Source organism: Buttiauxella agrestis ATCC 33320 (genome assembly GCF_000735355.1).
Classification (GTDB): Bacteria; Pseudomonadota; Gammaproteobacteria; order Enterobacterales; family Enterobacteriaceae; genus Buttiauxella; species Buttiauxella agrestis.
This window is the reverse complement of record NZ_JMPI01000029.1, coordinates 25,295-37,275: the sequence shown is the minus strand read 5'-3', so window position 1 is coordinate 37,275 and position 11,981 is coordinate 25,295. Positions and strand designations below refer to the sequence as shown.

At 53.0% G+C, this 11,981-nt stretch carries 11 protein-coding genes; 8 read left to right on the top strand and 3 right to left on the bottom strand.

The genetic code is table 11. From position 1 onward, the window contains the following. Window positions 1-8: 8 nt before the first annotated feature. The gene (locus tag GBAG_RS09580; RefSeq protein ID WP_034495430.1) at window positions 9-929 is read right to left on the bottom strand and encodes a DMT family transporter; all 921 of its coding nucleotides are present in this window, start codon (window positions 927-929) and stop codon (window positions 9-11) included. A 155-nt stretch (window positions 930-1,084) separates the two neighbouring features. On the opposite strand from GBAG_RS09580, the gene GBAG_RS09575 reads away from it, so the two are divergent. Next, on the top strand, window positions 1,085-1,999 hold the full coding sequence (locus tag GBAG_RS09575; protein ID WP_034495427.1) for a LysR family transcriptional regulator: 915 nt from the start codon (window positions 1,085-1,087) through the stop codon (window positions 1,997-1,999). A 40-nt stretch (window positions 2,000-2,039) separates the two neighbouring features. Here the strand turns inward: GBAG_RS09575 and tynA are convergent, their stop codons facing one another. Beyond that, entirely contained in the window at window positions 2,040-4,301 is a 2,262-nt protein-coding gene (gene tynA / locus GBAG_RS09570; RefSeq protein WP_034495425.1) for a primary-amine oxidase, read from the bottom strand. A 186-nt stretch (window positions 4,302-4,487) separates the two neighbouring features. Continuing rightward, complete coding sequence (paaZ, locus tag GBAG_RS09565; RefSeq protein WP_034495422.1) at window positions 4,488-6,518, bottom strand: phenylacetic acid degradation bifunctional protein PaaZ; 2,031 nt, start codon at window positions 6,516-6,518, stop codon at window positions 4,488-4,490. 286 nt (window positions 6,519-6,804) lie between these two features. Between paaZ and paaA the strand changes: the two genes are divergently transcribed. From paaA to paaG, 7 genes are all read left to right on the top strand, one after another. Next, complete coding sequence (gene paaA / locus GBAG_RS09560; protein ID WP_034495420.1) at window positions 6,805-7,722, top strand: 1,2-phenylacetyl-CoA epoxidase subunit PaaA; 918 nt, start codon at window positions 6,805-6,807, stop codon at window positions 7,720-7,722. A 67-nt stretch (window positions 7,723-7,789) separates the two neighbouring features. Next, window positions 7,790-8,077 (top strand): 1,2-phenylacetyl-CoA epoxidase subunit PaaB, encoded by a 288-nt coding sequence (gene paaB, locus GBAG_RS09555; RefSeq protein WP_034495418.1) that lies wholly within the window; start codon window positions 7,790-7,792, stop codon window positions 8,075-8,077. An 8-nt stretch (window positions 8,078-8,085) separates the two neighbouring features. Beyond that, window positions 8,086-8,841, top strand: coding sequence for a 1,2-phenylacetyl-CoA epoxidase subunit PaaC (paaC, locus tag GBAG_RS09550; protein WP_034495416.1), 756 nt, complete (start codon window positions 8,086-8,088; stop codon window positions 8,839-8,841). A 10-nt stretch (window positions 8,842-8,851) separates the two neighbouring features. Then, window positions 8,852-9,349 carry a 1,2-phenylacetyl-CoA epoxidase subunit PaaD gene (gene paaD, locus GBAG_RS09545; RefSeq protein ID WP_034495414.1) on the top strand — a complete coding sequence of 166 codons (498 nt, stop codon included), beginning with the start codon at window positions 8,852-8,854 and terminating at the stop codon, window positions 9,347-9,349. 7 nt (window positions 9,350-9,356) lie between these two features. After that, entirely contained in the window at window positions 9,357-10,424 is a 1,068-nt protein-coding gene (gene paaE / locus GBAG_RS09540) for a 1,2-phenylacetyl-CoA epoxidase subunit PaaE (RefSeq protein ID WP_034495412.1), read from the top strand. Further along, window positions 10,424-11,191 (top strand): 2,3-dehydroadipyl-CoA hydratase PaaF, encoded by a 768-nt coding sequence (gene paaF, locus GBAG_RS09535; RefSeq protein ID WP_034495410.1) that lies wholly within the window; start codon window positions 10,424-10,426, stop codon window positions 11,189-11,191. Before paaE ends, paaF begins: the two co-directional genes overlap by 1 nt. Window positions 11,192-11,193: 2 nt before the next feature. Beyond that, a complete protein-coding gene (gene paaG / locus GBAG_RS09530) occupies window positions 11,194-11,979 on the top strand; it encodes a 2-(1,2-epoxy-1,2-dihydrophenyl)acetyl-CoA isomerase PaaG (protein WP_034495408.1) in 786 nt (261 codons plus the stop codon). Window positions 11,980-11,981 lie beyond the last annotated feature (2 nt).

Genomic DNA, 11,981 nt, shown 5'->3' with positions numbered 1-11,981 from the left:
CGCATATTTTATCGACTGTATGGGTCAGGAGCTAAAAGCTTCTGCTTTGGGGCCATCGAGCAAAGAGCAATTCCCAGCGCAATAAGCAGGGCGCTGATCAGGTGAAAACCGTGTAACGGCACGTTGAGAAACAGTACGCTAAACACGCCGCCAGTCAGTGGAATCAGGTGCGAATAAACTTCACCCCGCGTCGCGCCAATCGCCTGAATGCCTTTATTCCACAGCAGATAAGATAGCCACGACGGGAAGATAACCAGATAAGCCAGTCCCAACATGAAGCCCGGATCTAAAGACAACTTTAACGGCGGGCCAAAATGAGTGGCAGAGTAAAACGATAAAACGGGCAGCAGCACGATGGCGCCAATCGCCGCGCTCACCGCGACAAAGGCGTTACCCCCAATCTGTTTGGGTTTGAGGCGCAAGAAAGCGCAATAAAGTGCCCAGCTAATGGCCGACGCCATCGTCCAGACATCGCCACGGTTCAAATTTTTGAGCGTATTCAAATGTAAAAGGTCGCCCTGCATCACCAGATATATCACCCCCAACGAACTGAGCACCACGCCATAAATATTGCGCCGCGAGATCGCCTCTTTGAAAATAAACTTATTGATCAGCAACACCAATGCGGGCGTGGTGGATAAATAAATCGCCGCATTTAATGAAGAGGTATATTGCAGGCCAACGTACAGCGTCACCGGGAATAATACTTGCCCACACAATGCGAGGAAAAACACCGTGTATTTGGCCTCCGTCATCGCCGCCCACTGTGATTTTATCTGACGAAAATAGAGACTGATAAGCAACAGCGCGGTGAGCATCCAGCGGGCTTCCGACAAGACAATAGGGTCAACCTGCGCCACTAACACATGGCCAACCACATAGTTTCCGCCCCAGAAACAGGCAGCAAGGCTTAACAGTAAATACGGCATAATTTCAGTTCCTGAAGACGGTTTAAACCACTCAGCTATAGATTCAATGCATATCCGAAGGATAATAAGAACATCGATTTGTGGACTACCATGCTAAAATTGCGATGAGTGAAAATCTAATTCATCTTTTTCGTGGCGAGGTATAGTTTAAAACTATGAGATTCACATTGCGGCAACTGGAATTTTTCATCGCTTTAGCACAGACGCAACAGATATCTAAAGCCGCGTCGCAATGTAATATCTCGCAGTCATCAATGACGGTTGCGATGCGCAATCTCGAATCCACACTAAACAACCAGTTATTTATTCGCCTGCCAAAGGGGATTCAGCTTACGGCCGCCGGTGAGCGCTTTGCGCATTACGCACGTAAAATAATTAATGACAGCCAGATTGCGATAGACGATTTGTTATATCAGCCCCAGCTGGAAAAAGGCACGGTGAATATAGGCATCGCCAAAACCCTTTCTGCTTATTTATTACCGGCGATTATTCTTGAAGTTGAACAGCATTTCCCCTTAATGACGATTAACTTCATCGAAGCCAACCCGCAGGTATTAACCGAATCATTAAAACGGCAAGAAACAGATTTTTCGCTATTATTAACCTCGAATATTCCACCTGATAGCGCGTTAAATACTGAAATCTTTATTCGTTCACCCCGTCGTCTGTGGGCGGCCCAGGGTCATCCGCTATTAAACCAGTCGGTCATTCATCTTGCCGATATCGAAAACCTGCCATTTTTACTACTCGATACTGACGAATATCCGGATGTGATCACGGAGCACTGGCGCTCGCAGGGTGGCAGTCCAAATATCAGCTTTACCACCACCTCATTTGAAACGGTACGCAGCCTGGTGGCAAAAGGAAAGGGCGTGACGATTTTATCGGACCTGGTTTATCGCCCATGGTCGCTTGAAGGTTTGCGCGTTATGCGCCGCAGTATTGCGGATAGCACCACGTATATGGATGTCGGGGCGGTGACGCTGAATCACTCGTCGATGACAGAGGCCGCCACGACAGTACTAAATTACTTGCGCAGGGCCATCACCCGGCAGGGTGATGAGAGTTGAAGGCGACAGGAGCGATATTCACTCCCGTCGCCATCCTGTATTACTTCGCTTCTTTTTTCCCCGCCAGATTTAACGTTGGCGTTTCGTCAAAGAAGTTCCACGGTTTGAGCAACGCATGAACCCATTCGGTTGGCATAATCGGCCACTCTTCAGCGCGGGCGACGTGGGTGGTGCCGGTGGTCATCCACACCACATCATCCTGATTATCCAGCGATTGGTTATCTTTAGTGTAAGCCCCTAAACCCGTATCGTGCGCCGAACGGTTAGGGTATTTGCCTTCCGGGTATCGTTCATCCGGGTTATAGCGTGTCACCCATAACTGTTTATCCATGAAGCTCAGACGGTGATAAATCCACTCGTCCGGGGCGAATTTCGCGCCAGTTGCCACGGGATGCGTACCGCCTGCATACGGAATGATTTGATACGAAACGGGGTTGCCCATTTTGTTCTCTTTGCTGGTATTACTGAGTAAACGAATGGTGCCGGGGTCAAACTTCTGCGCAGCTTCCTGCTCGGTAGCAATATCGTGCTGATTAATTTGCAGGGTACTGGTGCGCGGGCCGCCCGCCGTATTTGGTTTCACTTCCGGGTCAAGTGCGACGAGCTTGTTGCTCTCGCCATCGACGTCCATATCAAGGCGGAAGTTATAGATGTGCTGATGGGTGGTGCCGACAATATTATGGTCGATCAGCGTGCCATATTTGGTGTCGTCTTTGGCGGTATCGTCGTGCATGGTTTTGGCTTTCACGCCTTTTACCGCTTCAATACCCGTCGCGCCCGCGTCAATGCCGATGGTGCCATTCTGATGGAATACCCAGTCGAAAATGTAATCGTAGTTACCGACTGTGCTAATCCAGCGCACCACTAATTCCCGGCGCTCGGTGCTGATATTCGGTTGACCCATTTCCTGGTGTTTATATTCAGGCCCGGCGTAGCGTTCAAAAATCGCCACAGCATGTGGAATCGTGGTCGGTTTACCGGTGTAATCGGCAATCGTTTCATCAAGCAACACGGCGTTGCCCGGCGCGTCTTTTCCACGTGCAATGGGAGAGGTCAGCGTGCCCATGCCATAATCGCCTGCATCCAGATACGCCTTAAAATACCAGCCTACATCTGGGTCGCCATAAGGCACAATCATGCCGCCCAGCGAGCCTTCATACATGACTTTGCGTTTGGTGCCGTTGTCGTTATAGGTCACCGTTGACAGGATCGGCCCAACGCGCGAGTTCAGGCGCAGGTGGAAATCCCAGTTCTGCCAGTGAATAGTGTCGCCCGTGATGGTGTAGTTTTTGCCTTCCGGTTCGATGATTTCCAGCGGCTTAACAACCGGTGCAGTGCGGTCACGGCCATCAAAGGGACGCGGGTTCATCGGCACAGGAATAACCTGGCCTTCTTCGATTTTGATAATTTTCTTCTGCTCAAGATCGACCACCGCCACCAGGTTTTCGATAGGGTGCGCCCAATAGTTACCATCGCCAACGTCGAGATAACTCACGACTTTCAGCAATCGCTGGTTTTGCTCCAGCCCGTCTTTCCCATCGAAATATCCCACGGTCAGCGGGGTAGTCATCACCTTGCTCGGATCGTTTACGCCGTGTTTTTTCAGCGCCTCAGCATATTCTTTGCTGCCATTAATAATTGACTGCACGCTGGCGAAATCATCAAGCAGGACCATGCCATGCGCACCTTCAATCGGCTTCCAGGACACGACTTTCCCGGCGCTTAAATCCACCACGCCTTCAACAATATGAATCCCATCAAGCATAATCACGTCGGCCATGCGCGGAGCCGTCACCGCCTGGCCGCTCAACACAAACTGCCAGACCTGATCCTTCGGCGGTTCATGGAGTGATATTTCGGTAAAGCGGATCCCGGTTTTATATTCAGGTGCGGCCTGAATTACTTTGACCACCTGATTTATTTCATTCGCCGTCAGGGAATTAAGCGGATGCGGTTTTTTCTCGACCGCGAAAGTTTGATCAAGGCCAGACTGGAAAACTTCGTTAATAAAATCTTCCGAGATATAAGCGGTTTTATTTTTAAAGATGACCGGCACCAGTAATTGCAAAGTCTTGCCATTCACCATGGCCGATTTTGTATTGGGTTTTACCTTCACAAACGCACCGTCTTTAACGATGGTGAACATTTGCGCGTAGTCATCCCATTGCACATCAGCGCCAAATTCAGCCAATGTTTTTTCCATCGGAACCATATGCGCTTCGCCGCCGTGAGCGGAAGCGTTAGAAGAAATCAGGAGTGCAATGGCTAAAGCCAGGGCTTTCTTTCCGGTTGTTAAATTCATGAAATTCTCACTCCTGGAGGATGTCGATTATTGTTGTGGGGTGGATAAATAAGCATGAATTCAACATAACAATTTCCTGAGCCGGATATATTGTGCTGCTTGCCAGGTGTTTTGTTGGTTTTGCCAAAATAACGGTGGATGACGCTTACGCTTATCCACCTACAACGATCATCGGACAAAAATGGGCTAATTGTTTCGCGCAACCAACGTCAAAATGGAATACAACGCCACTGACTGGTTGTCCTGATTTAGCACTTCTACCGCCCATTCCACGACTCCGACCGGTTTATCCTCCGCCGTTTTTTGCGGCTTGGCGGTTTTGCGTTTACATGTCAGGCGCACCTGGATGGTATCGCCGATTTTTACCGGTTCGATAAAGCGCAGGTTTTCCATACCGTAGTTGGCGATGACTGGCCCTACACCGGGGTCGACGAACAGCCCGGCCGCGGCAGAAACCACAAAGTAACCGTGGGCCACGCGCTCGCCAAAGAACGACTCTGCCGCGCCGATTTTGTCGACATGCGCGTAGAAATGGTCGCCGCTGAGGTTGGCGAAATTGACAATATCGGCTTCGGTAATGGTGCGGCGGGCGGTCAGCAAACTCTCGCCAATGACCAGCTCTTCAAAATGTTTACGAAAAGGATGAATCGGATCTTCTTTGACTGCCGCGCCATAGCTCCACTGTTTGCTCACTGCGGCCAGCATAGAAGGGCTGCCCTGAATTGCGGTACGCTGCATGTAATGTTTTACCGCCCGCAGGCCGCCTAACTCTTCACCGCCACCCGCGCGACCTGGCCCGCCGTGCACCAGCATCGGCAGCGGAGAACCGTGTCCGGTAGATTCCACGGACGACTCCTGATTCAGCACCTGAATACGCCCGTGAGCACGCGCCGCACCGAGAATAAACTGGCGGGCAATGTCACCATCCGCCGTCACCAACGTTCCGGCAAGGCTACCCTGGCCTGCACGCGCCAGCGCCATCGCATGTTCGCCATCGTGATAAGGCATGACAGTGGCGACCGGACCGAAGGCTTCGAGTTCATGTACGGCGGGTGTTTCATCAGGTTGCTGGCATAACAATAACGTCGGCGGGAAGAATGCCCCAGCGCGTGTGGTATCGGCTTTTCCACCTACAACCACCAGGCAGCCAGCCGCAATCAGCTGATCCACTTTGTTTTGCACATCATCACGCTGCTCGAGACTGACCAACGCGCCCATTTTCACGCCTTCCTGCGCCGGATCGCCGGGCTGGATCTTTTCAAGTTTTGCCTTCAGCGCCTGAGTCACATTCTCCAACTGCGCCTGTGGAACGATAATCCGGCGGATAGCGGTACACTTTTGTCCGGCTTTCGCCGTCATTTCGCGAACAATTTCACGAATGAACAGCGCAAATTCAGGCTGTTCTGGCGTGACATCTTCCCCCAGCACGCAGCAATTCAGTGAATCCGCTTCCATGGTGAAGGGGACTGAGCGACCGATAATATTTGGGTGACAACGTAACTTCTGGCCGGTCTGTGCGGAACCTGTAAACGTCACCACGTCCTGCTCGTCGAGCAAATCAAACAGGTTACCCACGCCGCCGCTAATCAGGCTGATCGCACCTTCCGGCACCAACCCGGAATCGACAATAGATTTCACCATCGCGTGAGTTAACTGAGCGCTGGCTGTACCTGGTTTTATCATCGCAGGCATTCCCGCAAGCCAGGTCGGCGCCAGTTTTTCTAACATGCCCCAGCACGGGAAGTTGAAGGCGTTGATATGCAGTGCCACGCCGGATTTTGACGTCAGCACATGGCGGGCGGCAAAACCGCCTTGTTTCGACAGCGGGATCATTTCGTCTTCAGGCCACAACACGTCGTCCGGTAATTCGCGGTTCCCCATTCCGGCATAGGCGAACAGCGTGCCAATTCCGCCTTCGATATCCACCCAACTGTCAGCGCGTGTCGCACCCGTCTGGTAAGAAACCTCGTAAAACGACTCTTTGTTTGCCAGCAGATGTTTCGCCACTGCTTTGAGCAGGGCGGCGCGCTGCACGAAGGTCATGGCGCGTAAAGCTTTGCCGCCGTTGTCGATGGCATAACGACGAGCCTGCGCCATATCCAGTCCTTCGCTCGTCACCTGGTACAACGCTTCGCCGCTAATTGCATGATTTATCGTGCGTTCTTTGCCATGGCCCATCAGCCATTGGCCCGAAAGATAACTGGTTAACTGCTGCATCTCACACCTCATTAAGTATTACGTTTAATGCAATCAATGTTTGATTTGTGAATCATAAAAATCAAGCTGTAATTTAATAATTTGTTAACAATGTGATTGGGTGTGGTTTTGATGATTTTCATATGAGCATGTTTAATAACGTTTTATGAAAATATATCGTGATAACGCTCACAAAGCGTACGTGTTATTTTTGCTGTTTTAGTTAACTTATCTGTAACTTTTAATCATTAAGTGATTCACATAAAAATGTTTTGTGAATCTAAATTGAATCATAAAAGGTGATGACGTGACTGAACAACACCGCTTTGATGAGCGAATCGCGCAGGAAATTGCGATTGAAGCGCAGGACTGGATGCCGGACGAATACCGTAAAACGTTGATTCGTCAGATTGGGCAACATGCGCATTCCGAGATTGTGGGCATGTTGCCGGAGGGCAACTGGTTGACGCGTGCACCGAGCCTGAAACGTAAAGCGATTTTGCTGGCGAAGGTGCAGGACGAAGCCGGGCACGGGCTTTATCTGTATAGCGCGGCGGAAACGCTGGGTTGTGCGCGGGAAGACATCTACCAAAAGATGCTCGACGGCAAAATGAAATATTCCTCGATCTTCAATTATCCCACGCTGAACTGGGCTGATATTGGCGTGATTGGCTGGCTGGTTGATGGCGCGGCAATTGTTAACCAGGTCGCGCTGTGCCGCACCTCTTACGGCCCGTATGCCAGAGCGATGGTGAAAATCTGTAAGGAAGAGAGTTTCCACCAACGTCAGGGGTTTGAAGCCTGCATGGTTCTGGCACAGGGAAGCGATGAACAGCGCCAGATGTTGCAGGACGCAATCAACCGTTTCTGGTGGCCAGCACTAATGATGTTTGGTCCCAACGACGACAACTCGCCGAACAGCGCCCAAAGCCTGGCCTGGAAAATCAAACGTTTTGGCAATGACGAACTGCGTCAGCGCTTTGTCGATAACACCGTGCCGCAGGTGGAAATGCTCGGCATGACGGTTCCGGATAACGATCTGCGTTTCAACGAAGCCACCGGTCATTACGAGTTCGGTGAAATCGACTGGGAAGAATTTAACGAAGTGATCGCCGGTCGTGGACTGTGTAACGAAGAGCGCCTGGCCGCCAAGCGCAAAGCCTGGGAAGAGGGGGCATGGGTTCGTGAAGCCGCTCTCGCTTATGCCAGCAAAAGTATCGCATAACGTTTTGATTTTAGGTCGGATAAGCGCAGCGTCATCCGACATTTACGCCCGATTTAAAGGAAAACACATGAGCAACGTTCACTGGCCGTTATACGAAGTATTTATCCGCAGTAAACAAGGGCTTTCGCATCGTCACGTGGGCAGCCTACACGCCGCCGACGAACAAATGGCGCTGGAAAACGCGCGGGATGCTTACACCCGTCGCTCCGAGGGCTGTTCGATTTGGGTGGTGAAAGCGAGCGAAATTATTGCCTCACAGCCAGAAGAACGGGGTGCGTTTTTCGACCCGGCGGAAACCAAAATTTATCGCCATCCCACGTTCTACACCTTGCCTGATGGCATCGAGCACATGTGAGGCGCGACATGACTTATTCCCCGTTAACCACATACACACTGCGTCTTGGCGATACTTGTCTGGTTCTGGCCCAGCGTTTAACCGGCTGGTGTGGACACGCGCCAGAGCTGGAAATTGACCTCGCGCTGGCAAACATTGGCCTGGATTTACTCGGCCAGGCACGCAATTTCCTGAGTTACGCGGCAGAACTTCAGGGCGAGCAGCTTGATGAAGACAAACTGGCTTTTGGCCGTGATGAACGCCAGTACCACAATTTGTTGTTAGCTGAACAACCAAACGGTGATTTTGCCGACACGCTAATGCGCCAGTATTTGCTGGATGCCTGGCATGTCGAACTGTTTGAGCGTCTTGCCCAAAGCCGCGACCCGCAACTGGCCGCGATCGCTGCAAAAGCCATTAAAGAGGTGCGCTACCACCTGCGTTTCAGCCGTGGCTGGCTGGTTCGCCTGGGCAACGGTACAGAATTCTCGCAGCAGAAAATGCAGCAGTCCCTGAACAAACTGTGGCGTTTTAGCGGCGAAATGTTCCATGCCGACGAGCTGGAAATCAATCTGGCAGAACAGGGCATTGCGGTTGACCCGCGTAGCCTGCGAGCAGCCTGGGAAGCGCAAGTATTTGGCGCTCTGAATGATGCCTCGCTGGTCAAACCGCAGGAGACGCAATACCGCAGCGGCGGCAAGCAAGGGCTGCACACCGAGCACCTCGGCCCGCTCCTGGCAGAAATGCAGTATTTGCAACGCGCTTATCCTAATCAGCAGTGGTAGCGAGGAGAAGATGCAAACTCTCGACGTGGTTGAACCGGCGCAGGTGCGCGAAGTGTGGCGCATTCTCGGGCAAATCAGTGACCCGGAAATCCCGGTCCTGACCATCACCGATTTGGGGATGGTGCGCAGCGTGCGCCATCGCGAAGACGGCTGGCACATCGGATTTACGCCAACCTATTCCGGCTGCCCGGCGACTGATTTTCTGCTGAAGGCGATTCGCGAGGCGATGGAAGCGGCCCGGCATACCCCGGTGCATATCGAACAGATGTTGCATCCCGCCTGGACCACCGACTGGATGACACCAGGCGCGAAAACACGTTTGCGTGAATACGGCATCAGCCCGCCGCAGGGGCATGCCTGCCATGCCGATTTAGACCGCGAAGTGAGTTGCCCACGCTGCGGAAGTTTGCAGACCTCACTGATTAGCGAATTCGGTTCCACAGCCTGCAAAGCGTTATACCGCTGCGATAGCTGCCGCGAACCCTTTGATTACTTTAAATGTATTTGAGGTTGCCATGACGACGTTTCATTCGCTAAAGGTGGCGCGCATTGAGCAGGAAACTCCTGAAGCGGTTGCCATCACTTTTGAAGTGCCCGCAGATTTGCAGATCCATTACGCCTTCAAACCCGGCCAGCATTTGACCCTGAAAACTCGCCTTGGAGGCGAAGAACTGCGCCGCTGTTATTCCATTTGCCGGGCTGAAAAACCGGGTGAAATTTGTGTCGCGGTGAAGGCCATCGACGGCGGGCGTTTTTCGCAATATGCCGTGACCGATTTAATTGCCGGAATGGCAATGGATGTGATGATCCCGCAGGGGACATTTGGCTACCAGCCGCAGCCTGAAATATCTGGCAACTATCTGGCGCTGGCCGTCGGTTCCGGCATTACGCCAATGTTAGCCATCGTCAGCGCCACACTGGCAACTGAATCAAACAGCCGCGTGACGCTGGTTTATGGCAATCGCAGCAGCCGCAGCATGATGTTCCGCCAGGCGCTGGCCGACTTAAAAGACCGTTATCCGCAGCGCCTGCAACTGATCTATCTGTTCAGCCAGGAAGTGCAGGAAAGCGAGTTACTGAGCGGACGACTGGATGGGGCGAAGATCAAAGCGCTGGGCGACAATTTGCTCAGCCTAAAAGGCTTTGACCGCACCTTTATCTGCGGCCCGCAAGGCATGATGCAGGAAGCTGAGACGGCGCTGCTGGAAATGGGTGTCGCGCAGCAAAACATCTTCATTGAGCACTTCAACACCCCAGGCACCGTACCAAGCCTGCGCCGCCGCGAACAAGCGGCAGGCAAAGTGGTGACGCTGCGCCAGGACGGGCGCGACCGCCGCATCACCCTGGATTCTCACGACGAAAGCATTCTGGATGCCGCATTGCGCCAGGGCGCGGATTTGCCTTACGCCTGCAAAGGCGGCGTTTGCGCAACGTGCCGCTGCAAAGTGGTGCGCGGCGAAGTGGAAATGGGCGTCAATTACAGTCTCGAGCCGGACCAACTGGCGGCGGGTTATATCCTGAGTTGCCAGGCGTTGCCCAAAGGCGATGACGTGGTGCTCGACTTTGACGCGCAGGGGTTGTGATGAGCGAATTGCTGATTAGCCAGAACGAACGCGTCCTCACGCTGACGCTTAACCGCCCGCAGGCTCGAAACGCGCTGAACAACGCGCTGCTTGAGCAAATCGCGCAGGCGCTGGAAGTGGCGCAGCAAGATGAAACACTTGGTGCGGTAGTCATCACTGGTAACGAGCGTTTTTTTGCCGCCGGAGCCGATCTCAAAGAAATGGCGAGCCGCGATATGCCCGCCACGCTAAACGACCCACGTCCGCAACTTTGGGCGCGAATCGAACGCTTTAACAAACCGTTGCTGGCGGCGGTCAACGGCTATGCGCTCGGTGCGGGCTGCGAGCTGGCTATGTTGAGTGACATCGTTCTGGCGGGCGATAACGCCCGTTTCGGGCTGCCGGAGATCACGCTCGGAATCATGCCCGGAGCAGGCGGCACGCAGCGCCTGATTCGCAGCGTGGGTAAAGCGCTGGCCTACAAAATGGTGCTAACCGGCGAGGCCATTACGGCTGAACAAGCGCAGCAGGCCGGATTAGTTGCCGACGTTCACCCCTGCGCGCTGACGCTGGAATACGCCCAGAACTTAGCCGCCCGCATCGCCCAACACGCTCCTCTGGCGTTGCAGGCAGCAAAAACTGCACTGCGACAGGCGCACGAACTCTCTCTGACCCACGGATTACAACAGGAGCGACAGCTTTTTACGCTGCTTGCTGCTACTGAAGACCGCCAGGAAGGCATCAATGCTTTCCTCGAAAAACGCCCCGCAGCGTTCAAAGGACGATAACTATGACTTTTATTGTGAGTGAAGTGCAAAACGGCGTAATGACGCTGACTCTAAATCGCCCGGAACGCCTGAACAGTTTTAACGATGAAATGCACCGTGAGCTTGCGCAAGTACTAACCCTGGCCGAGCGCGATGACACCATTCGTTGCCTGTTAATAACCGGCGCGGGAAGGGCATTTTGCGCGGGGCAGGATTTGAACGACCGCAATGTTGATCCGTCCGGGGAAGCGCCAGATTTGGGCGCATCGGTAGAAAACTTCTATAACCCGCTGGTAAAACGCCTGGCCGCATTACCAAAACCGGTCATTGCGGCGGTAAACGGCGTGGCCGCAGGGGCTGGCGCGACACTGGCATTAGGTTGCGACATCGTGATTGCTGCCCGATCAGTAAATTTCATTATGTCTTTCAGCAGATTAGGCCTGATTCCCGATTGCGGCGGCACCTGGTATTTACCACGCCTTGCCGGGCGCGCACGAGCGATGGGGATGGCTCTGATGGGTGACAAACTCAGTGCGGAACAGGCGCAACAGTGGGGAATGATCTGGCAAGTTGTTGATGACGAAGCGTTGAGTGATACCGCTCGCCAGCTTGCCAACCATTTTGCCAGCCAGCCAACATTTGGCCTCGGCCTGGTGAAAAAAGCGCTGCTGGCCTCTGAAACCCACACGCTTGAAGAACAGCTCGATATCGAGCGTGATTATCAGCGACTTGCGGGGCGCAGCGAAGATTATCGCGAAGGGGTATCGGCATTTCTGGCAAAGCGTCCACCCGTGTTTAAGGGGAAATGATA